The organism is Nostoc sp. C057 (genome assembly GCF_013393925.1).
Taxonomy (GTDB): Bacteria; Cyanobacteriota; Cyanobacteriia; order Cyanobacteriales; family Nostocaceae; genus Nostoc; species Nostoc muscorum_A.
Genome location: NZ_CP040281.1, coordinates 1,813,260 through 1,837,951, shown reverse-complemented (window position 1 = coordinate 1,837,951; position 24,692 = coordinate 1,813,260). Strand labels below are relative to the sequence as shown.

Below are 24,692 nucleotides of genomic sequence, written 5' to 3'. Positions count from 1 at the left end.
GGGAGTAAGATTCAAAGCCTCTCTCCGTTTCGGGGAGAGGTTTGGAGAGGGGTTTTTAGTTGCTGTAATAAGTTCGTAGTGAGAGCTGAAGCCCTCACTACGAACTTATTTTTTCTCAATATACCTTTGCCACATTTGCTGGTAAGCTTTCTCCATTTCACGGGTAAACTGCTTACCATTCCATAGTGGTGCTGTTTGTCGAGATGCTTTCAACTTCAAAGCCACCTGCTGGCGTAAAGCTTCATCTTTCCCCAAACGCACACCCCACTCTACATACTCTTCATCAGTCCACGCAATACCTTCTGTGATACCAGCATTTATCATCATGGTGTAGCTATTTCGGGCGGCAAATTGCTGTCCAACTCTGCTTACTAAGGGAATACCCATCCAAAGTGTTTCTAAGGTTGTCGTCGCGCCGTTATAAGGATAAGTATCTAATACAACATCAGCAATGGCTAAATTTGCTCTGTGGACAGACTCAGAAGGATCTAAGTCTAAAAATCGTAGACGTGAATACTCTACACCCTCTTCTTCTGCTAACTGCATAAAAAATTTCCGCACAGCTTCAGAATCTGCTATCCCTTTAATTAAAAAATAGCTATTAGGCACTTCCTTAATAATTTTCATTTGCAGCCGTGCTGTATCAGGATGGCGCTTAAATCCTCTTTGAGCGCTCAGAAAAACTACAGCATTACTAGGAATATCTAGAGAATCCCGTCGTAAAGTTGGTACACCGATTTCAAAACCATCCACCGCTATATAAGTTTGCGGTAATCGCCAGATTTTTTCTGTATAGTACTCCTGAGCAGAATCGGGTAAAACATAAGGATCAGCAATAAAGTAATCAACTGCTGGTATACCCGAAGCATCCCAACCCAACCACGTTACTTGTACAGGTGCAGGTTTAAGCGCCATTATTTCACAAGTAATATCTAGAGTAATACTATCCAAATCGATTAAAATATCAATTTCATCTTCGGAGATTTTTTCAGCAATGTCATCACTATAAAGTCCCCCTAGATAAGCTTGATTAAATTGCTGGATATACCATTCTTGCAACGAATCATCTACCTGTTTATAATTTATAAAATAGCCATAAATATCAAACTGTTCACGGGTATGGTGTTGAATTAGCCACCTAGCTAACCAGCCAACTGAATGCCTAGATAAACAATGAGATAAGTAGCCAATCTTTATTTTCTTATTTATATTATGTGAACTACGTTGTTTATATCGCTGAAGTTTTTCAGTGGCATATTCTTGCACATTAAGCTGGCAAAGCTGCGCCAATTGATTCTGAACTTGTCTATTTTTATGCGGATTATCTTGTAAATAAGGGGCATAATAGTTAGCATTAAATAGACGTAGAACGCTAGCTGATTCAACATTGATAGGTTGTTCTTCTATTAAAGAATTAATTAAAAATTCTTGCTCTAGGAAAACTGTACAAGCTTCATTCCAATAACCAGTACATTCCATTAATCCTCGCTGTATTAAGTGTTTAGCAAAGATTTTCTCGGTTAAACTCTTTGAAAGTGAATAGCATAGTTTAGCAATTTCTATTCCTTGATAATAATTGTAATCTCTTATATAAAAGGCAGCGAGATGGCGCAGAAGTTCTGTATTTTCAGGTTCCAGCCGTAAACATAGCTCAACCAATGATATTGCTACTTTAGCTTGCCGCATAGAATAGATAATTTTAACTGCTGCTGGCAGCAAAATATTAATGAAAGATTGAGGCTCATTAATATGGGTTAGACAACATTCTACAAACTCTAAAACAGAGGGATGCAAAGGGTCATCATTGATGATACTCCCCAATACTTGCAACAATAACTCAATATCTATAATTGCTTCTGACTGAATTAACTCAATTACCTCTAGGGAAGTTAATTCATCACCAGTAAAAGTTCTTAGCTTGATAGATAGCTCAATCAAATACAGAAGATTATTCACATATATAGGAGAAATTTCTCGTATATGTTGGCGAATTGCCCAAGCAACTGAATAATCTGCCAGTGTCTCTCTGCGTTCGGCTTCGGTTTGCAGAACCTTTATCAATTCCACAGTCCATTGCTCAACTTGTTCGGCTTCACCTTCTTCCATACCCAGCAGCCAAGTCATCTGTGCTTCTGCTTCTTGTCCCTGCAATAGCAACATTAATCCTAAGTTCCAGTAGTGAGATTTCACTTCTGGTTCTGTTTCGATAGCTTGTTCATAGCAGCTAGCAGCTTGAGTATAGTTACCTTTGATAAAATACTGCTGGGCTTGCTGCTCTGATGGGGTGATGTTAGTAGGGATTTGCACAGAAGTCATAATCAATAATTTTTAGGATAGTACTAGTACTATTCCCAGAATTGAGAACAAAATTAAAGTGGGTAGCTTAAACTACCCACTTTATAAAGCTTGCAATTAGATATATAAATCCAGTTTTTACTTCGATGTCAACTCTGAAAAACCAGTGGGACATGTTGGTTGGGTTGGGGAAACTGCTGACGCTGTTCCAGAGACACTAGCTGTTACAGCATTTGAACCAACAGCATCCGATTGACATAACACAGCTAGAGTAGTTGCTTCACTGGTAGATAATACTATTGATCTAACACCAACCCCTGCATAGGATTTGAGAGGTGCTTTGAGAGATAAACCATTATTGGTAACTAGAGTAGTATCCCCGGCCACCTTGTAAACATAATTTTCAGTTTGGGTTCTAATACCAAGTCCTAACTGATCCATACTAGTAGTAAATGCAGCATTTTCTAAAAAGTATGCTTGTTGAGCGCGGTTCATGGAACCAGTATACTGTTTAGCTTCTGACTGCTTACCTTTGTTAGCTTGGTTCAAGAAAGAAGGTAGTGCGATCGCAGACAAAATACCGATAATGATAATTACTACTAGTAATTCAATAAGTGTGAAACCTTCGTTTTCCTTCTTTTTACCGATGATGTGTTGGAGAAACTTTGCTTTCAATTCGGTTTTCATAAGTGTTTTCCCTGGTGTAGGAAGTGGTTGTGTGTTCTAGATATAACTTACCCACTCGTATTTGGTTTCATATCACCCCATCTCAAAAATTTTTTCAACTATTCAAATATGTTTTTATTTATATGGCGATCTTGCTAGATTATTAGGCTATTTTCCTTATATAGAAAGGGTTATATCAGTTGCAGACCCTCCAATCTCGGTATTATTCAGTTAAAGAAATCTACTGTTGAAGCCATCTGGGGAGATATGATTGATACTGGTTGCGGGTTATTAAAGATCACTTCAGCCCTTTTCCAACTTACGAAGACTCTATGGGAGAGTTGACAGGTTGGAATGTACTATACATACTTGCTTAGGATTGGCGTTCCAACATTACGTAACCAAAACTCTCCAGCATCAGTAACAGCTGTTTCACCATCTGAAAAGCTTGTTCTTCATCTGTAGGCTTTAAGGTTATAGGATCTAAAGGTCTAAATTGTTTCCAGCGCTCTACTAAGAACTTCATCGGCTGGGATTGTTCTAATAAAGGTATTAAGCAAAATGCTAATGAGCTATCTATCCCTACAAATTCCTCAACTAATGATAAATAGTTGCTGATAGGAAATATTCTGAATTCTGTAATACAGGCTAAGAGTTCTTCTTGGAAATCACGAGTTTTTAACTGAGGATGCAGACTCACCTTTGCTAGTTGCCAATCAGAGTCAGCCCATTGTGAAACTGGCATAAAAGTCTGTACTTGATTAGAATGACCGCACCAAAAGTCAATCAGCCGATGAATAGGATGTATTAGTTCAAATAACTGTAGCCGCTCTTCTATAGAAATTTCTGGTAAACTCATGCCCAGAAAAGCAGGCAAATTATCTGGTTCTTTAAACAAATTTATTAAGTCCCACTGTCGCCAGTTAACCATACTGATAAACTCTAGATCGGCTACTTTTAAAGCCGTAAACATATCAGAAATGGTGTAACCTTTATCTCCTTGAAATAAGTAATTCATTAAAATTCCTTCTTTTCCGTTCTCTCCTTCATACTTATTAGAATTCCAAGTTCTAGCTTTGAGTTCGACATTATCTTTCAAAGCTTTCATTGTTTCTACTACAATTTCCATTTCTAAGTCTTGTGGATTTTCGTCCATCAAACCCATCATTTTAAAGACTTTCTGAGCGCGAAAATAAGGAAATCTCTGGATTGAACTATGCAGATTGCTACGAATTATACCATTAGGCTTTAAAACAGATATCATTGCTTGCAAGGCAGCAGCTAAATCAGGAAAAAGATATAGAAGTTCATCACAATTAATATAGTCAAATTGATAATCTAGCTTTGGTAATTCCTGTATTGGCAATACATGAAATTCTGCATTGTCAAATCCGTGATGTTCTAAGCGTTGCTGTGCTAATTTAATTGATTCTTCTGATATGTCAATACCAACAATTTTTGCACCTGGATTAGCTTCTGCCAAGACTAATGATTTATAACCAGTACCACATCCAGCATCCAAAATTACTTTATCTTTGGTATCGATAACTTTTTGATTCCTTAAATAGTAAGGTGTAATTAAGTTATGAATGTAAAGTAAATTAGAATTATCTTTAGGAGATTTATCAAGAGGAACTCTCGGATAGGGAGAAGTGTCAAATTGTTGACGAATTTTATCTAGTAAATCAGATGCTGGACTGGTCATTAAAGTTGCTCCTGGTAGTAGTTTTTAGATGGATAAACTAGATTGGGCTATTTCTTTAGGTTGTCTGTAAAAACATTGACGGTCAAAAGCTACCATTTTTGGCAATAATTTAAAAATTAACGCCTATTATATATTAAATAAAAGGTTGATTTGAATTTGAAATTTTTATTTACTAGCAATTACATTTAGGCTAATAAGTATACTTGAAACACGTATTTTACTGGAATCATTAAATAAATCAAATTCTTGTACTTGTTGATATTTGGTAAAACCAACTTGCTCTAAACATACAGCCAAGATTTCAAAATCAAATCCTACTTTGTGAACATCATATATATTGGTTTGCGCCCCAAATATAATCTGCATTAAATATAAACGATCAACTAATTTAATTCCTGGAAAAAGATAAAGCCAACACAATGTATTTAAGTCGGGAACACTAATAAAAAGTTGTCCACCTGGTTTTAGAACACGATGCCATTCTGTTAATGTATTGATTAGCTCATTATCTATTGCATGATAAAAATGTTCTAGAACATGACTGGCATAAATTGCGGCAATTGAATTACTTTCAAATTGACTTAAATCAGATGCGTTCCCAATATAATCTACTTCTGGACGAGGTTCGATATCGAATATTTTCCAGTCTGGATGTGTTTGATGTCCACCAATATGAAGTTTAATATCTGTCATTTTTTTGTATTTTGCTACTCTGTATCGTTTTTTCTACCTATTGTGGGTCAAGCATTAAAACTTTTATAGAAAAAATCAGATGTTGGACTGGGCATTGAAATTGCTCCTCATACTAACTTTGCTCTGATGCTCCCCACCGTTACGCCAACTCTTGTTGACAGCTAAGACATACCTGCAAACATTTGCCACGCTGTCCAAGCTAGCGGCACGCCCAATCTTGAGTATTCCCAACTTACGAGGATTTCTATCACAATATTTAAGAGTCAATTAGAACTGGATCAGATAAGTTACATTGTGGGTAAACACTGTTCTGTACAAACCAGTGTGGAAGGCGTTTTTGCTCGTGGCGATAATTCTTGCATCCAGACAAAAGGGCACAAACATTACTGAGCCACTGGTGTTAACCAAGGGCTAGATTTTCAACTTCGATTGTGAAAGTGCCTTACTCAAACTCAGGTGGGCACAACTCTGATATTGCCAGTTCCCAACCGGGTAGCAAGTCTGGTAGTGTGAGTGTGCTGCCATTCTGCATTACCACCAGAGCTTGGTTTATTCGATAAACCGTTACCGTCAATTTGTCAGGGTCAATCAATATGCCCACTGTAGACCCAAGTTGCAAAAATAGCTGAATCTTCTCTTCAAGCGGTTTGATTCTGTCGCTTTTAGATTTAATCTCAACCATCAAGTCTGGAACTAACTCTACAAAGCCGCGCTTGGTCTTCTTGAGGCGATCAGCTTTAACAAAAGACACATCAGGCGATCGCTTACCATCTGGCATAGCCAATCACAATTTGTTATGCTATATTAAACGTAGTCGTTATGAGTTTATATATGGTCATGACTAACCCCACAGTAGAAAACTTAGTAATTATCGGTTCTGGGCCAGCAGGGTATACAGCTGCCATCTATGCCGGACGTGCTAACCTGAAACCCGTTGTATTTGAAGGTTTCCAAGCCGGGGGTTTACCTGGTGGACAATTAATGACAACAACGGAAGTTGAGAACTTTCCAGGGTTTCCCAAAGGGATCACTGGGCCGGAACTGATGGATCAGATGAAGGCGCAGGCGGAACGCTGGGGAGCGGAACTATATACTGAAGATGTTATATCAGTCGACTTGAGTCAGCGTCCATTTACAGTGCGATCGCAAGAAAGGGAAATTAAAACCAATAGCATTGTCATTGCTACGGGTGCGACAGCAAAGCGTTTGGGTTTACCCAGCGAACATGAATTCTGGAGTCGGGGTATTTCCGCTTGTGCAATTTGCGATGGTGCAACACCAATTTTTCACGGCGCAGAATTAGCTGTAATTGGTGCTGGTGACTCGGCGGCGGAAGAGTCAATTTACCTCACCAAATACGGTTCTAAGGTAAATATGTTAGTACGCACCGATAAAATGCGGGCTTCTAAAGCTATGCAAGACAGGGTTTTGAGCAACCCAAAAATCCAGGTCCATTGGAACACAGAAGCCGTGGATATCTTCGGTAACGGTCACATGGAAGGGGTGAAAATCCGCAATACTAAAACTGGTGAAGAAAGCAAACTGCACGCTAAGGGTTTATTCTACGCCGTTGGTCACAGTCCCAACACCTCTTTATTTAAGGGGCAACTAGAACTGGATGAGGTAGGTTATGTTGTCACTAAACCCGGTTCTGTGGAAACCAGCGTAGAAGGCGTTTTTGCAGCCGGTGACGTACAAGATCATGAGTTTCGCCAAGCAATTACAGCTGCGGGTACTGGCTGTATGGCGGCGATGTTAGCAGAACGTTGGTTGTCATCCAGTGGCTTGATTCAAGAATTCCATCAACAGCCAGAAACAGCAGACAATGAATTAGAACATCAGCCAGCCAAAAAGACTGAAGCCGAGGAAGAAGCTGGATTTAATTTGAATGGAACGCGCCATGAGGGAGGTTATGCTTTACGGAAATTGTTTCATGAAAGCGATCGCTTACTCCTAGTTAAATACGTCTCTCCTGGTTGTGGCCCTTGTCATACCCTGAAGCCAATTTTAAATAAAGTGGTGGATGAATTTGACAGCAAAATTCATTTTGTAGAAATTGACATCGACAAAGACCGAGATATTGCTGAAAATGCTGGTGTGACAGGAACTCCAACGGTTCAATTGTTCAAAAACAAGGAACTGGTGAAGGAAGTTAAAGGCGTGAAGCAAAAAACCGAATATCGCCAGTTAATTGAAAGTAATCTTTAGGGACTCTGCCCAATAACCCGCTACAGTTGGCTTAAATGGTAGCCTTAATAAGTTAGGCAATAGCATATCCTGTGTGTTGCCTAACATTTGGCGGGTGAAATCCCAAGACAATTTTCTCTTTCGGAATTCCTCCTGCTACCAATTCGTAGGTAATACCATCTTCTGTGTCATCCCGTTGCACCCAAATTTTGTCATCAATAATATCAATGTGAACTAAGCAACCGTGAATTCGCTTTACACCATCCCAGCCTAAAGTTATCAGCAAATAACTGTCATTTTCGCTATCAAATACTGCTTTACATTCAATAGCTGCGTGCGAATAAGGAATTTGTGTGTAGGGTACTAATACCTCTTTGATGATCCGTCGATAAATATCTAAGGTATCCATTGGATAATCCTCTCAGTTTCTGGATTAAAAACGAGTAACTTGAGATTCTCAGTTTCTATTAAAAGTGTACCAATTGGTTCCTCAAACAAAGCTGTAAATACGCTGTCCCGTACTGCCAAATATAATGTTCTTTCTGGTTCCAGACGATGGATAACAGCACGATACATGATAAATCCTCCAATAGCATCTTTGAGGTCTCCCATTTCTGAGGGGCTGACAAAACTTTTAATTTCTACAGCTATTTTTTTACACCCTTGTTCTGCGGCTAAGAGTTGTTTAGCTCCTAAATCTACATACATATCTTTTTGACCCCACTTTAAATGTAAAGGGTCATCTGTAATTATCCAGCCTTCTTGAATTAAGGCATTCTTAACAGCATCATGATAAATATCTCTTGCAGGCATATCAAAGCATATTAAAATTTTTTCTACTTGGAATAATTAAACTTTGTGGTAACACTGGCTGGTAATTTATCTCTAGCAAAAATAAGGCATAGTCTCATCTCTACCTCAGTCTAACTCTGTATATACCGTGAAGCAGCCGGACTTTTATCCAGAATATTTACGCAATAACCTATCTGATATGTAAAATGGTCAGCGTATCAAGCTTTGATCCAGGCGATCGCTTTATGGCCATTACAAAACGGCGACTACCGACATTTTTACAGTTTGGCAAAAGTTCCAATCTTTCCCAAAAACTCATGCTCATTGGGTTAGCCATCACCCTATTTTTCATCTTCCTGGCATTCTTCGCTCCCCTATTCCAGGCTTGGGGATGGCTGCAAAACCCGAAAGATTTTCTCTCTAATCCAATTCACGAGCCACCCTCAGCTAAACATTGGTTTGGCACTAGTCGCCTGGGTTATGATGTCTTCTCCCGGACATTGTTCGGCGCTCAAGCTGCTTTGCAGGTGGTGATCTTGGCAACAGCACTGAGTATGATTATCGGTGTGCCTCTGGGGATGCTGAGTGGTTATCTCGGCGGTAAATTGGATAAAGTGTTGCTGTTTTTGATGGATAGCATCTACACTTTACCGGGGCTACTGCTGTCTGTGACACTGGCGTTTGTGGTGGGGCGTGGGATATTAAATGCAGCGATCGCTATTAGCATTGCCTACATCCCCCAATATTACCGCGTTGTTCGCAACCACACTGTTAGCGTGAAAACTGAAGTCTTCATCGAAGCAGCTCAAGCAATGGGCGCTTCCACTTGGGTTGTGCTTTCTCGTTATCTATTTTTCAACGTCATTCAAAGCGTACCCGTCCTCTTTACACTCAACGCTGCTGATGCAATTTTGGTGTTGGGAGGTTTGGGCTTTTTGGGGCTAGGACTTCCCGAAGAAGTGCCAGAATGGGGACATGATTTAAAACAAGCCCTAGAAGCTCTACCTACTGGCATTTGGTGGACTACGCTTTTCCCTGGTTTAACCATGACATTCATGGTGGTAGGGTTATCACTACTTGGTGAGGGGTTAAACGAATTTGTCAATCCCCGATTACGGAGAGAAAATAGAATCCGAAAATAGTTAGTAAACAGTGGACACTTATCAGTCAACGGGCTAATCATTAATAACTAGTAATTTGATAACTGGAGAGATTTGTGTGAAAGATAACCTGACGTTAATTGCCGCCGCTACTGGTGGGTTTCTCCTTTCTGTTGCCCTTGCTGGCATCTTAAGAGGTGCGCCAGTTACAGCTTGGCAGGAACAATCGAGTTTCCGCACCACGACTTTTGCTAATTTACAGAAATCGGAGTTGAAAGCTTCGCGTCTTCTTCCAGGCGGAGATGCTACGCGAACAGATCGCGGATGAAAAAAATGAACTGGAGAATAGGGAATAGGGAATAGCCAGGGCAAACGCATCTAAAGTATAAGAATCCTTTAATAGCAAGGGTTTTGGCGTTTTTTAATTTAGCCTATTTTTTCATCAAGATCCTTGCCCAGCAAGGGTTTCAGAAATCCCGTGCGTTCGCCCTGAGGGAATAGCTGTTCACCAATGCCCAATCACAAATGACAAATGACAAATGACAAATGACAAAATTCAAGTAATTGGCATTGATGTGGGGGGAACAGCAATTAAGCTGGGGCGGTTTACAGCCGATGGAACTTGTCTGCAATCTTTGACTATGGCGGCTCCCCAGCCGACAACGCCGGAGGCCGTGCTGGCGGTGCTGGTAGATGCGATCGCGCAAATTGATCCAAATAATGAAACTGTTGCTATTGGTGTTGGGACTCCTGGCCCCTCTGATACAGCAGGACGCATCGCTAAAATCGCCATTAACTTACCTGGATGGATTGATGTACCTTTAGCAGACTGGTTAGAAGCTAAAACTGGCAAACCGACTGCGATCGCTAATGATGCCAACTGCGCTCTTTTGGGAGAAGCTTGGCTAGGAGCCGGTCGCCAATTTCAAAATCTGATTCTCCTAACTTTAGGAACTGGGGTTGGTGGCGCAATTATCCTCGATGGCAAACTATTTATTGGACATCAGGGAGCAGCCGGGGAATTGGGTTTAATTTCATTAAATCCTAATGGGCCAATTTGTAATAGTGGCAATCAAGGCTCTTTAGAACAACATGCCTCTGCTACTGCCATTCGTCGCCGCACTCTCAAAGAACCCATCGAATTGGGTATTCTTGCTCAACAAAGAGATCCCGAAGCATTGACTTTTTGGCAAGAATATGGTAAAAATTTGGGCATTGGCTTGACGAGTTTGATTTATGTACTCACACCGCAAGCGATCGTTATTGGTGGCGGTATAAGTGGCAGCTTTGAGTTTTTCTTTCCAGCAGTGAAGGCAGAAATTGAGAAGCGGGTGCAGCCTTTATCACGAGATGGTTTACAGATTCTGCCAGCAGAGTTAGGCAATTTTGCTGGGATCGTGGGTGCAGCAAGGCTGGCATTACAACACTATTCGAGATTTTAGATTGTGTAATCTCAGTTATACATATAGTTTGGCGATCGCTTTATTTGCTTTGAGAATTGGTGAATAGCGATCGCAAAATAATTTGCTTTGATCAGCCCTACTTAATCATTCGTGAGAGATAAGATCCCCGACTTTTCAAAGAAGTCGGGGATCTGTGAATTTAATTACAGGGTATTAATCATAATTCTTTGTTTGGGCTTTTATCGTTGAAAAGTTCAACTGTATATTCATGTACAGTAATGTGATGATATTGAACCAAGAATATGTCTAATACAGTTAAAGTATTCTTTTCCTACTCCCACAAAGATGAAGCCTTGCGTGACGAATTGGCAACTCATCTAAGCATGATGAAACGTCAGGGAGTTATCGAAGCTTGGCACGATCGCGAAATCAGTGCTGGTAGAGAATGGGCTAATGAGATAGATGATAATCTTGATATTGCAGATATCATTCTGCTGTTAGTGAGTGCTAACTTTCTGGCTTCAGATTACTGCTACGACAAAGAAATGAAGCGGGCAATGGAGCGACACCAAACGCGGGAAGCTCGTGTAATTCCCATTATTCTCAAGCCAGTTGACGACTGGAATAGCGCACCTTTTGGTAAACTGCAAGCACTGCCTCAAAATGCTAAACCTATCACAAGCTGGCAAGATCAAGATGAGGCTTTTTTAAATGTTGCTCAAGGGATTCGCAGAGTAGTTAAAGAAATGGCGAAATCAAACACTTCTTCCTTAACTCCTGCTAAAAATACTACACCTGCAACTTCCAGCCCTTCTGGAACAAGTGGGGTATTAACTGAGCGCCAGCGTCGGCGATGGGAGCAAGAACGGGATTCAGTGCAAGAACAGTATGACTTCGTGAGCAAAAAATTGGGACTGCTGGGTAAAGCACACGCCATTGAAACGGATGTATCTACAAAGCTGAAGCTAGAAGTGCAAATTCAGGATACCAAAACAGAACAAAATAGATTAGAGCGACAGCTTGAGGAAATCGAGCAAAAACTATTGTAGTTGTCTTTTAAACCAGCCAGCCTGCCATATCCTCTATGAAATCTATTGAAGTTTTTATTTCTTACCACCAGGAAGATGAGACGCTACGCCAAGAGTTAGAGAAGCATTTAGCGTCTTTGCGTCGAGAAAACATTATTACAAGTTGGAACGATCGCAAAATCGTCGCTGGACAAGAAATCAAAGGCGAAATTGATCAGCATTTAAACCAGGCTGGGCTGATCTTATTGCTAATTAGCCCTGATTTCATGGATTCTGATTATCACTGGACAATTGAAGTTACACGAGCCTTAGAACAGAATGCAACTAAAAAGGCTCGTGTTATCCCAATCTTGCTACGCTATACGGATTGGGAAACTCCTCCCATTAATCAATTGTCCCCACTGCCAAGTAATCGCAAACCGATAAAAGGAGGCTGGAATGATCGAGATGAGGCATTCTTGGAGGTTGTTAAAGGAATTCGAGAGGCGGCGCAATTAGTTGCTAACTCGAATTCCTCACCCCCAAAACAGACAACACAAGAACTGGAAGAACGTCAATATCAAGTTACAAGCTTGATAAACGAAGCGAATCGTTTGTACGAAGCTAAAAAGTTCGAGAAAGCAGCCGTCAAGTACAAAGCAGCCCTCCGTCTTGACCCGAACTCTATAATCGCTCACAATAACCTGGGGTTAGCGCTGTACGATCAAGGGAAGTTGGAAGAAGCGATCGCCGCCTACCAAAGAGCTTTGCTAATCGACCCGAACTCTATAATCGCTCACAATAACCTGGGGTTAGCGCTGTACGATCAAGGGAAGTTGGAAGAAGCGATCACCGTCTACCAAAGAGCTTTGCTAATTGACCCTAACTATGCAAACGCTCATCGTAACCTGGGGTTAGCGCTGTACGATCAAGGAAAGTTGGAAGAAGCGATCGCCGAACTGGAAATAGCTGTTTGCCTTAACCCTAGTAGTACTATTTTTCGTAAAAACTTAGAGATTTATAGAAATAAGAAGAAGGGTTTTTGGGGGCGTTTATTTGGTGGGTAGAAGATTCTCAGTCTTATTCATCTCAAGGGTGTGCGTTAGCATAGCTCGTCGTAGACATCGCCTGTTGTTGATGATGCGTAATAAACTCAGCGTGTTGTATTTCCCTTTCACATTTGTCTGAATTCATGAATTGTTATATTTCAAATATTCTTAACTAATCTTAATAAAGCTAAAAATTCCGTGACCTCCGAATAAAGAGGAATCTTCTAGCTACATTTCTATCAAAAGGATGAATTAAATTTTTTCCCACTTGCTAATATTTATTGTTAGACTAATACTGAATATTTTTTTAACTCAATATAAAAAATAATTACTTAACCAATGGTAGATGCCAAAATTTATAAAAATATAGTGTAATTAAATTGTTAATTTTTTCCCATCTTTCTTTTACTTGCGTTATCTTTTGCTTACGTGATTTTAATACTACCTTTACATTATCCCTTAATTGATAAGTGTGAGATCATGCAGAATATCCTCTTTTGTTAGGCAATCCGTAGTATTAGAGTTAATTTAAGAGAAAAAATTATCATAAATTACCCGCTTAACACTTTTGCATAAAAATACATAGGGTAGAATAACTGAATATTGCTCAGATATTTTTAAAATTAAAAGCAGGATTTTTTAATGATCAGCTTAAATAATTCAGAAAACGACAAAGTTAGCAGCACAGCATCCACTAAGAGGCTTGCAAGGGCGATGATGGTTTCTGATGGGGAGTTCTCACTGATATTGGCTTGTTGTAACAGTGTTGAAAGACAGCAGCAAGTGCTGAATCTGTTAACAGAATTTTCATCAACAGATATCCACGAAATCTTGCTCTCACCTGCGGCTGACACATTGTATACAGCTATTACAAGTGCAATTGGTGCTACCCAACCCGAAGCTTTGATGGTACGGGGTTTAGAATCCGTAGTAGAAATTAACCAACTAATCATCAGTACTAACATCATGCGAAATGAGTTTCGGAAACAGTTTCGGTTTCCCTTGATGTTGTGGGTTAATGATGAAATTCTCCGCAAGCTAGTCTGGTTAGCACCAGATTTCAAAGACTGGGCAGCAAGTACTATTAGATTTGATGTACCTCACAATCAGTTAGTTGAATCTGAACAACGAGCCATCAGCGCCTAATATTGCCTGATATTACTCAAAATATTGTAGATGCTAGGTTGAGCCGAGCAAAATATAAACTACGGTTCTGTTCAATTATTTATAAAATTACTTTTATTTAACCTTCGCTTACCCTAACTTTTCATGGGATATGGAAAATCTTGCTTCCATTTTTCTGTAATGCGAGGATATAGTGTACACATAAGTCCTAAAAACCTAGCTTCATAAGCTTTTCCTCGTTCTCATCCTCTACACCGGAGCGAAACAAGCTATTTTCCCAGATAGGGACGTGGAAGAGAATCCAGAACAAACTTTTTATCCAATGCAACGCTTCTGAGTTATTCCTAGATTGCCGTAGGATATAGGGCCATACAGTTCAGATAAGACCAAAACACTTGTAGAGACGGCGATTTATCGCGTCTCAAAACCCACGATTTTGTATAAATAGCGCTTAACCCCAGCGTATTGGGATATAGAGCGTTTTGATTGAGTGCAATTTTCATCCAGAATTTGTATAAGGAACAAACAATTAGTACATCAGCGTCTGTATTTATATCTGTTTTAGGACAAATATACTAAATTAATTCCAACTGGTGAAGTACTGGAATTATATATTTTATTGCCTATACGTGGTTGGATACTATTTCCCAGTTCTATAACTCTTGAGTAACATCGCTATATTACGATGAAAACCATGATGAAAAAATACCTTAACACCAATCAAGCACGAATTTTCACTGCTTTGATTTTGACTGGAATTTTGTCTGTAACTAGCAGTTTAACGCTTATCAAAGATGCGACGGGCGCTTCTGCTAACTTTTCGTTAGAAACAAACAATGAAGTCCTTAAGGATAATATTAAACCAAATCGCTTGCCACGTCCAGTAGCTAAGGCGGTACTGCGAGATTTAGCCCGCAAACAGGGAATTTTTACTAGCCAACTGCAAATTATTGATTATAGTCAACAGACTTGGCGCAATGGTTGCTTGGAACTGCCTCAATCGGATGAAATCTGCACCCAAGCATTAGTTCCTGGTTGGCGGATTGTGGTGTCTAATGGCAAACAAAATTGGGTTTATCATACCAATAACAATGGGCGATCGCTACGTTTAGCTTCGGCAAATACTCCCTCTAACAACCTGCCAGATGAATTACCTGCGTCTGTAAAAAATGCTGTTTTGCAAGCTGCATCCAGACGTTTGCAACAGCCAATTTCTCAGCTAACCATCATTCAGGCTCAACAGCAAACTTGGAGAAATGGCTGTTTAGAATTAGCTAATGCTGATGAACTCTGTACCCAAAATTTGGTATCAGGCTGGCGAGTAGTTGTTGGTGCGGTTGACCAAACCTTGGTTTATCATACTAATCAAACAGGTTCCGCAGTCAGACTGAATCAAAAGGCTAACGAAGGTACACTTACCCCTGTGCAAATTCCAGCTAGCGAGTTACCACCACCGTTAGATCGAGATATAGTATTTCGGCAAATCTCCAGTGGCGGTTTTGCTGGCAGAACCTACCAGACTGTCTTACTAAAAGATGGGCGATTGATTCGCGTGCGAATTGGTGATGCTAACGATTCTGAACGTAGTGTTCGCAGCGTTTCTGTGCAACAGGTGCAACAATTTCAGAGATATTTGGAACGCTCTAATTTTAGTAAATTCCAAAATTTGAGTTACCCAGCCCCTAGTGGTGCTGCTGATTATATCACCTTCACTCTTACCAGCCAAAAGGGTACAGTTCAGTACAATGATATTTCTCGAAATAATCTGCCAACGAATTTACAAGCAGCAGTCAAAGCTTGGAATCAACTCGTAGCCAGCGCCCAATAAATGATCAACCTCAGCAATGAGATTAAATAGCGATTGTTTTAGCGCTTACAATCAAAACGATCGCTATTCATGCTGATTGTTCATAATTTGATCGTGTCTGTAACCAAATGATGAAAAGGTTTGTAAAGTGGTGTGTTGAGTTTCATTCTTGGTGGAATATTCGCCAAAGCAGAAAGTCGGGGTTATTTGCCATTATCGTTACCTTGAGTGTGGTAGCTACGGTGATGCTATCGTTCCCATTGAACGCTCAAATTAATCTACCGCCAAAACTAGCATCTGAACTAAGGGGGGTGTGGTTAACAAATATTGATAGTGATGTATTATTTGAGCGCGATCGCCTCAAGGGATCTTTGCAACGTCTTGATGAACTCAATTTTAACACCATATATCCGGCGGTTTGGAATTGGGGATATACATTGTATCCCAGTAAAGTTGCCCAAAAAGTAATTGGGCGATCGCTCGATCCCACACCCGGATTGCAAGGGCGAGATATCCTCAAAGAAATTGTCGATGTGGGACATCAAAAAGGGCTAAAAGTGATTCCCTGGTTTGAGTTTGGCTTTATGGCACCAGCCGATTCTCTATTAGCTAAAAATCGTCCCCAATGGCTTACTAGCCGCAGCGACGGGACTCGGATTGTCAAAGAAGGCACGCATAACCGTGTTTGGCTAAATCCCTTTCGCCCAGAAGTACAACAATTTATCCAAGATTTAATCGTTGAAATTGTCAGAAACTACAATATTGACGGCATTCAATTTGATGACCATTTTGGCTTACCATCAGAATTAGGTTACGATGCTTACACAGTGGCACTTTACAAAAAAGAACACCGTGGTAAAGCTCCCTCTAAAAATTTTAGAGATCCAGAATGGGTGCGTTGGAGAGCCAACAAAATCACCGAGTTTATGAAACGGGTATTCAAAACCATCAAAGCTACTAAAAAAGATTGCCTAGTTTCCATTGCACCCAATCCTCAACGTTTTTCCTACGAATTCTTTTTAGCGGACTGGCAAAAGTGGGAACGGTTGGGAATCATTGAAGACTTAGTTTTGCAGATATATCGTGATGATTTGAATGTTTTTGTTAGCGAATTAGAATATCCAGAAGTAAAAGCGGCAAAGAGCCATATTCCAGTGAGTGTGGGCATTTTGGCTGGGTTAAAAAACCGATCTGTGCCGATGCAACAGATTCAGACACAAGTGCAAAAAGTCCGCGATCGCAATTTTGCTGGAGTCTCTTTCTTTTTCTATGAATCCCTCTGGAATATGAGCAAAGAAAAGCCACAAGAACGTCAAACTGGCTTCCAGAAGATTTTCCCCACACCTGTAGCTTACCCGAATTTGCTAGCAGGTTGGAAACCATTTAGTTAAGAGTCATTAGTCATTGGTCATTGGTCATTAGTCATTGGTACTAATGACTTCGATTTCTCCACGGCTTTTTATGAAAACGAGCGAAGCGTTGAGTCGGTGAATACTCTAAAAATTTGGGATGTTACTCATGATCAGACGCTTACACAGCCGTAAAATTTCCTTAGTGGCTATGCTGGCGCTTGTGATATGCCTTACTCTGGTAAGCGTGCGTTCATTTGGGCAAACAATTATGACATCAGCACCCCAACTGCTCACCGATCCATTTTTACAACTGCCAACTGAAACCTCAGTGCAAGTAGTTTGGTTTACTGAGTTTGCTGGTGTTAACCACACAGTAACTTATGGTGAAAATCTTAAACAAACTGCTAAGGCAAATACTACTAAACTCAGTCGCACTCGTGAAGACCAGCAATCAAGAGTTGGAAACCAAACTAAAGACGGTGAAGTTTATCAAAAACCAGTCCAGCGCGACATTTGGCGACATGAAGCTGAGGTAGGTGGGTTAACTCCTGGTGTGCGGTTAAACTATCGGGTTACGAGTGTGCGAGAAGACGGCGAGAGTATTAACAGTGATGTTTTTACCCTTGCGGCTACTCCCAAACCAGATACACCACTAAAAATTTTACTTACCTCAGATCATCAATTAAAGCCGATGACAGCAGCAAATCTGCAAAAGGTGGTAGAAACAGTTGGACGAGTTGATGGGGTCTGGTTTGCCGGTGATTTAGTCAATGTTAGCGATCGCGCCTCAGAATGGTTTGATGATAATAGTGGTGGTGCGTTGTTTCCCGGCTTACAAGGTCGTGCTACTTATGAAATGACGCACAACGACATTAAGACAACCTACACTGGTGGACAAATAATTCAACACGCACCCATGTTTACTTGCATTGGTAATCATGAGGTGATGGGGCGATTTGCCAGGATGGGAAGTTTAAATGATGAATTTGATGATACAATTCCCCGCGTCGTTGCTCAAAAAATTTATCGAGACAAATCTTTAATAGATAATTCTTTTAATACTAATACCTACGAAGAGATTTTCTCTTTACCAAAAAGTAAAGAGGGTGGAAAAAGGTATTATGCAGTCAGTTTTGGGGATGTGCGTTTAGTGGTACTGTACGCTACGAATATGTGGCGAACTCCCAACTTAGATAGAAAGCGCAGAGGGAGATATCAGGAAGCTGAAAACGATTTAAATAATCCTGAAAATTGGGGTTATGGACAGCTAATTTATGAGCCAATTGCTAAAGGAAGCAAGCAGTATAATTGGCTAGAAGCAGAACTCAACAGCCCTGAATTTAAACAAGCAAAATACAAAGTTGTGATGTTCCATCATCCTCCCCATACTCTGGGTGATAATATCGTTCCTGCTTATACAGAACCTGTTCAAATAGTTGAACGAGATGGTAATAATATTAAAGCAGTGCGTTACGAATACCCGAAAGATGCAGATTATATTATCCGCGATGTTGTGCCTTTATTAGAAGCGGCTAATGTGCAATTGGTATTCTATGGGCATTCTCATTTGTGGAATCGCTTTGTTAGTCCCAGTGGAATGCACTTTCTAGAAACATCTAATGTTGGCAATACTTACGGCGCTGCTTGGGGTGACAGAAAGCGAGAAGTGCCAATTGGATATCAAGAGGATTATGTTAAGGTTGGCGATCCCAATGGTTTGGAACCAATAGTACCCACAATTTCCCCTTTGTTGGGTGAAGATGCAAAGCCGATGCCTTATATTTCGAGTAATAATATTACGGTTTTTAGTATTTTTGATACGGGGGCGGGGACAATAAGTAGTTATCGCTTTGACACTCACAATCCTGATTCGGAAGTAGTGAAGTTTGATGAATTTAAGTTGAAATATAGCAATCCTATTTGATTTGTGAAAATCGGCGGATTTAGCTCCCCAACTTATTCGATAAGTCGGGGATCTTGTTGTTTGCAAATAATCAAGGATTGCTATAGGCTAATACGGTTCAGTTATGGCTCATTATTAAAGTCAATTTTTTTAACGAACCGCAGAGGCGCAGAGAACACAGAGAGAAGAAAGAAGTTATTAATCCATGCTATTGGATTATAAGCTGCTAATCGCATCGGCAACTAGTTTAGAAACGAAGGGTAAAATATCTCGACTCTTAGCTTGGGCTTTCCCTTCAGTAAATACCACTAATAGGTAAGGGCGCTGTTCTGGTAATTCAATATACGCGGCATCATGGTGAACTTGACTTGTCCAACCTGCCTTTGACCAAATTTGAGCATTTTCAGGAATTCCACCACCTAAGAAACCTGTTACCTGATCTTCCTCTATGTCAGTGGGCAAATCGTTGAGAGGACGTTTGAGTAAAGCCATCATAGCTTGCGATCGCGCACTGGAAACCGCAACCCCACCTACAATACTATGCAGTAACCTAGCGATCGCATTTGTGGTCAACATATTGCGATTTTCTAGTAACTCTCCCACAAATGCCCGTTCTCGTCCATAAGGTCCCTCACTCCAGGTTTTTTGACAGACGTTAATCGTCTCCATTTCTTCCCAACCCAAAGATTGATAATAGCGGTTAACGATATTACGCTGATATTTCCAGGTTTCAAAGGGCCCGGTTGGTAATTCTGGGCCGGATGTAGTACCACTTAAAATATCCACAACCAAGCTGGTAGCATCGTTACTAGAATCGACAATCATATCCCGCAAAGCGCGTTCCAACTCTTTGGAGGTTTGAGTCATGCCTTTTTCTAGCCATTCATTTACCGCCACCAGGTAAAATAGCTTGACTACACTGGCGGGATAAATCCGTTCAACACCGCGATAAGTAAAACCACGGACTGGATGATCCCAAAAAGCGTTGGGAGTCAGCGCCCCACCAGTATTTACTCGCACTGGTGGATCGTAAACAACCCAAGTCAAGGCAATTTGATTCCGGGCTAAAGTCGGAAATGCTGCCCAAGTTGCATCTAAAATGCCATTACCAATATTTTCGAGTTGTTCGTCTTTATTAAAAAAAATCATTCTCTAATAATGTCCTTTAATCTAAAATCCGAAGTCCAAAATCCAAAATTAGGGGAGTATCAGTGTTTAGCTGACCTAAATTTATATGATTCTCCTGAATGTACACGTTTAGCAACTCAATCTGCATCTGGAAGGCATTTGTGGGTAACATCAAATCGTCAAAATTTAGCGTTCGAGGTGTATTTGTGTGAAGATGACTATCCGGGATGGTTATCTCTTTCAGATTTTGATTCATTACAACCTGCTACTGTACCTTATCAGGCTGCAACATTTTCTGAATCTGAAATTAAAAAACTCCTCGCAGAGGTCATCGCCTTTACCAAGAAAGCGATGCAACAATCCAATTATTACCTTTGGGGTGGTACGGTTGGGCCAAATTATGACTGTTCTGGGTTGATGCAGGCGGCGTTTGCTTCGGTGGGGATTTGGCTACCTAGAGATGCCTATCAACAGGAAGGATTCACCCAACCAATTACTATTGCAGAACTAGCAGCCGGGGATCTGGTATTTTTTGGAACTAACCAAAAAGCAACCCATGTCGGACTTTATTTAGCTGATGGTTATTACATCCATAGTTCTGGTAAAGATCAAGGACGGGATGGAATTGGGATTGATATTCTCTCGGAACAGGGAGATGCTGTTAGTCTGTCGTATTATCAGCAGCTGCGAGGTGCTGGTAGAGTTTTTAAGAGTTACGAACCACAGAGACGCTGAGGGCGCTGAGGCTTATGAGGAGTGGGTTGGTTGATCAAGGGTTGAGTGAGGAGAATGGGACGATTTCGACTATTGTCCCAGATGTTTCGGTGGTGGTGCCGATACATGATGAGGTGGAAAGTTTGCCGCTTTTATTAGAAGCGATCGCATCTACTTTATCTTCTAGTCAGGTAAATTATGAAATCATCTGTGTGGATGATGGTTCTACAGATGGTTCCGGGGATTTTTTGAAAAAAGAGGCGCAAAACCGCACTGATTTAAAGGCGGTAATTTTGCGTCGCAATTACGGACAAACTGCGGCGATGGCTGCTGGATTTTATTATGCAGCCGGGAAAGCGATCGTTACTTTAGATGCCGATCTCCAAAATGATCCGGCTGATATCCCTATGTTATTAGCAAAGCTGGATGAAGGTTACGATTTGGTAAGTGGTTGGCGGCAAAAACGCCAAGATGGTGCTGTAAATCGGTTACTTCCTTCCAAAATTGCTAACTGGCTAATTCGTCGCACCACTAGCGTGAATATTCATGATTATGGCTGTTCGCTGAAAGCTTATCGTGCAGAACTGTTGGCAGATATGAACCTCTACGGTGAACTACACCGATTTTTACCGGCTTTGGCGTACATCGAAGGAGCTAGAATTACTGAAATACCCGTGCGTCATCACGCCCGTCGTTTTGGTCGCAGTAAATATGGGATTTGGCGGACATTCCGGGTGTTGATGGATTTGTTAACCATTCTATTTATGAAAAAATTCCTCACCCGGCCAATGCACGTTTTTGGGCTGTTGGGCTTGATTTCAATGGTTTCAGGCACAGCGATCGGAATTTACTTGACTTTTGTCAAATTAGCTTTAGGTGAGATGATTGGCAATCGCCCGTTGCTAAGTTTGGCTGTTCTCCTGCTAGTAACTGGGGTGCAGTTATTTTGCTTCGGTCTTTTAGCAGAATTGCTCATGCGTACATACCATGAATCCCAAGGACGGCCTATCTATCGCGTGCGAGAAGTAGTAGCAAAAATTGTTAAGTAACGTAACAATAGTAGTCATTGGTCATTGGTCATTGGTCAAATAACAAATGACAAATGACAAATGACAAAACCTCATTAAATTGCATCTACCTTGAAAGCACTTAATACTTTTGACACCGAACTACGGCGCAACCTGCTGGTTTTATTTACAGCAGGTTTATTATTCTGGTCGAGTTTGTCTTCGCTCTTACCAACCTTACCGCTTTACATCGATGATGTGGGCGCAAGCAAGCAAGAAATTGGGATTGTGATGGGCAGTTTTGCCATTGGGTTATTGCTATTTCGCCCGATGCTGGGACGGTTAGCCGATGAACGTGGTCGAAAAATTGTCTTGTTGATTGGTACGATAGTAGCTGCGATCGCACCCTTTGGTTACTTGGCAACTCAATCAATTGGGCTGTTGATCCTGGTGCGGATTTTTCACGGTATTAGCGTTGCTGCTTTTACAACTGGCTACAGTGCCTTAATCGCAGATTTAGCTCCCGCAGAAACTCGTGGCGAAATCATTGGTTACATGACCCTAGCAACTCCCCTTGGTTTAGCAATTGGCCCTGCCTTGGGTGGGTATTTAGAAGCTACAAGTGGTTACGGAATATTATTTCTGGTATCTGCGGAATTGGGTTTTTTCGCTCTCTTGGGAATTGTACAAGTCATAAATCCGCCAGTGCATACACAAGAGCAAACTGAGGCAGAAAATCGCAATTATTGGCAAATTTTGAGCAGTCCACAGGTGAAAGTTCCAACTATAGTTATGTTGCTGGTTGGTTTGTCTATCGGTGCTGTACATACCTTTGTCTCGTTGTTCCTCAAATCCAGTCAGGTAGACTTCAATGGCGGACTGTTTTTTACAGCTTCGGCAATTTCTAGTTTTAGTATCAGGATATTTGCTGGTAAGGCAAGCGATCGCTTTGGTCGTGGTTTGTTTATCACCTTTGGTATTTTTTGTTATGTTTTAGCGTTAATACTGCTGTGGCAGGCTTACAGCCCGATGGTTTTCTTATTGGCTGCGATCGCTGAAGGTGCTGGTGGTGGTACACTAATCTCGATGATGATCGTGATGATGGCAGATCGTTCACTGCCAGAAGAACGGGGGCAAATTTTTGCTCTATGCATAGCTGGACTTGATTTAGGAATTGCGATCGCTGCTCCTCTTTTGGGCATTATCGCAGAACAAGTCGGCTACCGCGATATGTTTGGCTACGGTGCTGCGATCACTTCTGTTGCACTTGTTATCTTCGTCACCCAGTCGAGCAAAAACCTATCCAACTCCCTGCGCTTTGCACTAGGTCTAGCTCCAGATGCTTATGCCTTGAAAAACTTAAAAGTTAGGAGTGAAGAAATTTAATTCCTCACTCCTAACTTTTGACTCTTAGCCTGATAAAACGGGCGAGGAGGGATTCGAACCCCCGACACCGTGGTCCGTAGCCACGTGCTCTAGTCCACTGAGCTACACGCCCTCACCGACAATCTATATTAACACGTTCAACTAAATGACGCAAGATAATTTTCTATCTAATTTTGCCAGCTTAACCCATCTAGATCAACACGGACAGGCACAGATGGTAGATGTGTCTGATAAAGCACCCACCATCCGCCAAGCAGTAGCTGCTGCCAATGTGCGAATGCTGCCAACAACCTTCGCTGCTATTCAAGCCGGAAATGTCCCAAAAGGTGATGTGTTAGCAACTGCAAGATTGGCTGGGATTATGGCAGCCAAGCAAACAGCCGCTTTAATTCCTCTATGTCATCCGTTGCCTTTGCAAAAAATAGCGGTCGAAATTATACCCGACCCGCAACTACCTGGTTATCAAATTCAAGCCACAGTCAAAACAAAAGCTGAAACTGGTGTAGAGATGGAAGCCTTAACTGCTGTTTCTGTGGCTGCGCTGACTTTATACGATATGGCAAAAGCCTTAGAGAAGTCGATTCAAATTGAATCGATTCGTTTAATAAGTAAGAGTGGCGGGAAATCAGGAGATTATTCCCCGCCAGAGCAAGAACCTAGATTATCTCACCTATAGTTTTGTTGAGATCGGCTGGGCTATCAAACTCTTCATCATCTGGCAGCTTCTCTAACAGAGAAATAATCTCCTTATCTGCCCCTTGCTTTTTAGCGTGCTTAATCAAGTCTTTCTTTCCAGCAGGGTAGTCAACACCTTTTAAGTGTTTTTGCATTTCAACTGGGTTTGCCTTAGCCATTTTTATCCACCTCTAAAGGTTCTTTCCATATTCACAAGTGGATATATTTGCTCCCTCTATCAAACAGATGAATCATTTTTAACTGAGATAACTTAAAAGGTCATCCACTAGGTTGATGAATTATGTATAGGGGATGGGGGATGGGGAATTGGGAAGAGGACTTGGGGACAAGGAGAATTGGGGACAAGGGGAAAGACTTGTTTCAAGTTCTCACTTCTTGTCCCGAATGGCACGCTTGTTAATCGCAAAGCCCTGATATAACTTGCTTTTTGAGTGTAGGGAGTGTGGGGAGTGTGGGGAGAAAGAGAAGAAATTGAATAACTGCATATCAACAAATGCTGCATTGCCTCCCACACCTCCCACACCTCCCACACCATGCCAGCAAGGAGGTTTCAGCTTTTCAAGCGTGCCATTCCCCCTTGTCCCCTTGTCCCCTGCCCCCTGCCCCCTGCTTCTTCCGGTTGTAAGGGTCTAATAGCAACCACTGCCACAAAAACCTTAGAATAAATAGGGTGTATT

22 protein-coding genes, 1 tRNA gene and 1 pseudogene are annotated in these 24,692 nt (G+C 41.1%); 14 read left to right on the top strand and 10 right to left on the bottom strand.

The genetic code is table 11. The features are described from left to right. Nucleotides 1-105: 105 nt before the first annotated feature. The 5 genes and pseudogenes from FD724_RS08385 to FD724_RS08365 form a co-directional block, all read right to left on the bottom strand. Entirely contained in the window at nt 106-2,316 is a 2,211-nt protein-coding gene (locus tag FD724_RS08385; RefSeq protein ID WP_179072282.1) for an O-linked N-acetylglucosamine transferase, SPINDLY family protein, read from the bottom strand. A gap of 117 nt (nt 2,317-2,433) precedes the next feature. Next, nucleotides 2,434-2,982 (bottom strand): type IV pilin-like G/H family protein, encoded by a 549-nt coding sequence (locus FD724_RS08380; RefSeq protein WP_179072281.1) that lies wholly within the window; start codon nt 2,980-2,982, stop codon nt 2,434-2,436. Between the two features lie 352 nt (nt 2,983-3,334). Beyond that, the gene (locus tag FD724_RS08375) at nt 3,335-4,666 is read right to left on the bottom strand and encodes a class I SAM-dependent methyltransferase (protein ID WP_179072280.1); all 1,332 of its coding nucleotides are present in this window, start codon (nt 4,664-4,666) and stop codon (nt 3,335-3,337) included. Between the two features lie 165 nt (nt 4,667-4,831). Next, entirely contained in the window at nt 4,832-5,359 is a 528-nt protein-coding gene (locus FD724_RS08370; RefSeq protein ID WP_179072279.1) for a methyltransferase domain-containing protein, read from the bottom strand. A 442-nt stretch (nt 5,360-5,801) separates the two neighbouring features. Continuing rightward, nucleotides 5,802-6,122, bottom strand: a pseudogene (locus FD724_RS08365) (Uma2 family endonuclease); the annotation flags it as partial. Between the two features lie 74 nt (nt 6,123-6,196). On the opposite strand from FD724_RS08365, the gene trxB reads away from it, so the two are divergent. After that, entirely contained in the window at nt 6,197-7,567 is a 1,371-nt protein-coding gene (trxB, locus tag FD724_RS08360; protein WP_179075449.1) for a thioredoxin-disulfide reductase, read from the top strand. Between the two features lie 52 nt (nt 7,568-7,619). Here trxB and FD724_RS08355 read toward each other — a convergent pair whose 3' ends face one another. Beyond that, a complete protein-coding gene (locus FD724_RS08355) occupies nt 7,620-7,955 on the bottom strand; it encodes a XisI protein (RefSeq protein ID WP_179072278.1) in 336 nt (111 codons plus the stop codon). Further along, nucleotides 7,943-8,359 carry a XisH family protein gene (locus FD724_RS08350; protein WP_179072277.1) on the bottom strand — a complete coding sequence of 139 codons (417 nt, stop codon included), beginning with the start codon at nt 8,357-8,359 and terminating at the stop codon, nt 7,943-7,945. The genes FD724_RS08355 and FD724_RS08350 overlap by 13 nt, the downstream gene beginning before the upstream one ends. A 224-nt stretch (nt 8,360-8,583) precedes the next feature. Between FD724_RS08350 and FD724_RS08345 the strand changes: the two genes are divergently transcribed. The 9 genes from FD724_RS08345 (at nt 8,584) to FD724_RS08305 (ending at nt 19,105) form a co-directional block, all read left to right on the top strand. Beyond that, the gene (locus FD724_RS08345; RefSeq protein WP_179075448.1) at nt 8,584-9,480 is read left to right on the top strand and encodes an ABC transporter permease; all 897 of its coding nucleotides are present in this window, start codon (nt 8,584-8,586) and stop codon (nt 9,478-9,480) included. A gap of 76 nt (nt 9,481-9,556) precedes the next feature. After that, on the top strand, nt 9,557-9,766 hold the full coding sequence (locus tag FD724_RS08340; RefSeq protein WP_179072276.1) for a hypothetical protein: 210 nt from the start codon (nt 9,557-9,559) through the stop codon (nt 9,764-9,766). A 211-nt stretch (nt 9,767-9,977) separates the two neighbouring features. After that, nucleotides 9,978-10,880, top strand: a complete 903-nt coding sequence (locus tag FD724_RS08335; RefSeq protein WP_179072275.1) for an ROK family protein — start codon at nt 9,978-9,980, stop codon at nt 10,878-10,880. A gap of 263 nt (nt 10,881-11,143) precedes the next feature. Continuing rightward, a complete protein-coding gene (locus FD724_RS08330; protein WP_179072274.1) occupies nt 11,144-11,890 on the top strand; it encodes a toll/interleukin-1 receptor domain-containing protein in 747 nt (248 codons plus the stop codon). Nucleotides 11,891-11,925: 35 nt separating this feature from the next. Continuing rightward, on the top strand, nt 11,926-12,915 hold the full coding sequence (locus FD724_RS08325; RefSeq protein ID WP_179072273.1) for a toll/interleukin-1 receptor domain-containing protein: 990 nt from the start codon (nt 11,926-11,928) through the stop codon (nt 12,913-12,915). Nucleotides 12,916-13,539: 624 nt separating this feature from the next. Continuing rightward, nucleotides 13,540-14,043 carry a hypothetical protein gene (locus FD724_RS08320; RefSeq protein ID WP_179072272.1) on the top strand — a complete coding sequence of 168 codons (504 nt, stop codon included), beginning with the start codon at nt 13,540-13,542 and terminating at the stop codon, nt 14,041-14,043. 664 nt (nt 14,044-14,707) lie between these two features. Then, entirely contained in the window at nt 14,708-15,850 is a 1,143-nt protein-coding gene (locus tag FD724_RS08315; RefSeq protein ID WP_179072271.1) for a hypothetical protein, read from the top strand. A gap of 110 nt (nt 15,851-15,960) precedes the next feature. Then, the gene (locus FD724_RS08310) at nt 15,961-17,220 is read left to right on the top strand and encodes a glycoside hydrolase family 10 protein (protein ID WP_179075447.1); all 1,260 of its coding nucleotides are present in this window, start codon (nt 15,961-15,963) and stop codon (nt 17,218-17,220) included. Nucleotides 17,221-17,449: 229 nt separating this feature from the next. Further along, nucleotides 17,450-19,105 carry a metallophosphoesterase gene (locus tag FD724_RS08305; protein WP_256874488.1) on the top strand — a complete coding sequence of 552 codons (1,656 nt, stop codon included), beginning with the start codon at nt 17,450-17,452 and terminating at the stop codon, nt 19,103-19,105. A 195-nt stretch (nt 19,106-19,300) separates the two neighbouring features. Here FD724_RS08305 and FD724_RS08300 read toward each other — a convergent pair whose 3' ends face one another. Further along, a complete protein-coding gene (locus FD724_RS08300; protein WP_179072269.1) occupies nt 19,301-20,233 on the bottom strand; it encodes a serine hydrolase in 933 nt (310 codons plus the stop codon). A gap of 9 nt (nt 20,234-20,242) precedes the next feature. On the opposite strand from FD724_RS08300, the gene FD724_RS08295 reads away from it, so the two are divergent. From FD724_RS08295 to FD724_RS08285, 3 genes are all read left to right on the top strand, one after another. Continuing rightward, nucleotides 20,243-20,947, top strand: coding sequence for a C40 family peptidase (locus FD724_RS08295; RefSeq protein WP_179072268.1), 705 nt, complete (start codon nt 20,243-20,245; stop codon nt 20,945-20,947). A 14-nt stretch (nt 20,948-20,961) separates the two neighbouring features. Continuing rightward, nucleotides 20,962-21,975: a glycosyltransferase family 2 protein gene (locus FD724_RS08290; RefSeq protein WP_114082021.1), complete on the top strand. Its 1,014-nt coding sequence runs from the start codon at nt 20,962-20,964 to the stop codon at nt 21,973-21,975. 90 nt (nt 21,976-22,065) lie between these two features. Continuing rightward, a complete protein-coding gene (locus tag FD724_RS08285) occupies nt 22,066-23,319 on the top strand; it encodes an MFS transporter (RefSeq protein ID WP_179072267.1) in 1,254 nt (417 codons plus the stop codon). Nucleotides 23,320-23,357: 38 nt separating this feature from the next. Here the strand turns inward: FD724_RS08285 and FD724_RS08280 are convergent. Next, nucleotides 23,358-23,431 (bottom strand) — tRNA-Arg (locus tag FD724_RS08280). Nucleotides 23,432-23,464: 33 nt separating this feature from the next. Between FD724_RS08280 and moaC the strand changes: the two genes are divergently transcribed. Then, nucleotides 23,465-23,995, top strand: coding sequence for a cyclic pyranopterin monophosphate synthase MoaC (gene moaC, locus FD724_RS08275; RefSeq protein ID WP_163939148.1), 531 nt, complete (start codon nt 23,465-23,467; stop codon nt 23,993-23,995). Here moaC and FD724_RS08270 read toward each other — a convergent pair. Then, nucleotides 23,976-24,173 (bottom strand): DUF2795 domain-containing protein, encoded by a 198-nt coding sequence (locus FD724_RS08270; RefSeq protein WP_114082018.1) that lies wholly within the window; start codon nt 24,171-24,173, stop codon nt 23,976-23,978. The two genes, moaC and FD724_RS08270, sit on opposite strands and share 20 nt — an antisense overlap. Between the last annotated feature and the right edge of the window lie 519 nt (nt 24,174-24,692).

Coding starts and splice junctions, on each gene's coding strand:
- FD724_RS08380 (WP_179072281.1), bottom strand. CDS start 2,982: ATGAAAACCGAATTGAAAGCAAAGTTTCTCCAACACATCATCGGTAAA.
- FD724_RS08375 (WP_179072280.1), bottom strand. CDS start 4,666: ATGACCAGTCCAGCATCTGATTTACTAGATAAAATTCGTCAACAATTT.
- FD724_RS08330 (WP_179072274.1), top strand. CDS start 11,144: ATGTCTAATACAGTTAAAGTATTCTTTTCCTACTCCCACAAAGATGAA.
- FD724_RS08300 (WP_179072269.1), bottom strand. CDS start 20,233: ATGATTTTTTTTAATAAAGACGAACAACTCGAAAATATTGGTAATGGC.
- FD724_RS08350 (WP_179072277.1), bottom strand. CDS start 8,359: ATGCCTGCAAGAGATATTTATCATGATGCTGTTAAGAATGCCTTAATT.
- moaC (WP_163939148.1), top strand. CDS start 23,465: ATGACGCAAGATAATTTTCTATCTAATTTTGCCAGCTTAACCCATCTA.
- FD724_RS08325 (WP_179072273.1), top strand. CDS start 11,926: ATGAAATCTATTGAAGTTTTTATTTCTTACCACCAGGAAGATGAGACG.
- FD724_RS08295 (WP_179072268.1), top strand. CDS start 20,243: ATGTCCTTTAATCTAAAATCCGAAGTCCAAAATCCAAAATTAGGGGAG.
- FD724_RS08290 (WP_114082021.1), top strand. CDS start 20,962: ATGAGGAGTGGGTTGGTTGATCAAGGGTTGAGTGAGGAGAATGGGACG.
- FD724_RS08370 (WP_179072279.1), bottom strand. CDS start 5,359: ATGACAGATATTAAACTTCATATTGGTGGACATCAAACACATCCAGAC.
- FD724_RS08315 (WP_179072271.1), top strand. CDS start 14,708: ATGAAAACCATGATGAAAAAATACCTTAACACCAATCAAGCACGAATT.
- trxB (WP_179075449.1), top strand. CDS start 6,197: ATGACTAACCCCACAGTAGAAAACTTAGTAATTATCGGTTCTGGGCCA.
- FD724_RS08345 (WP_179075448.1), top strand. CDS start 8,584: ATGGCCATTACAAAACGGCGACTACCGACATTTTTACAGTTTGGCAAA.
- FD724_RS08335 (WP_179072275.1), top strand. CDS start 9,978: ATGACAAATGACAAAATTCAAGTAATTGGCATTGATGTGGGGGGAACA.
- FD724_RS08310 (WP_179075447.1), top strand. CDS start 15,961: ATGAAAAGGTTTGTAAAGTGGTGTGTTGAGTTTCATTCTTGGTGGAAT.
- FD724_RS08385 (WP_179072282.1), bottom strand. CDS start 2,316: ATGACTTCTGTGCAAATCCCTACTAACATCACCCCATCAGAGCAGCAA.
- FD724_RS08270 (WP_114082018.1), bottom strand. CDS start 24,173: ATGGCTAAGGCAAACCCAGTTGAAATGCAAAAACACTTAAAAGGTGTT.
- FD724_RS08305 (WP_256874488.1), top strand. CDS start 17,450: ATGACATCAGCACCCCAACTGCTCACCGATCCATTTTTACAACTGCCA.
- FD724_RS08320 (WP_179072272.1), top strand. CDS start 13,540: ATGATCAGCTTAAATAATTCAGAAAACGACAAAGTTAGCAGCACAGCA.
- FD724_RS08355 (WP_179072278.1), bottom strand. CDS start 7,955: ATGGATACCTTAGATATTTATCGACGGATCATCAAAGAGGTATTAGTA.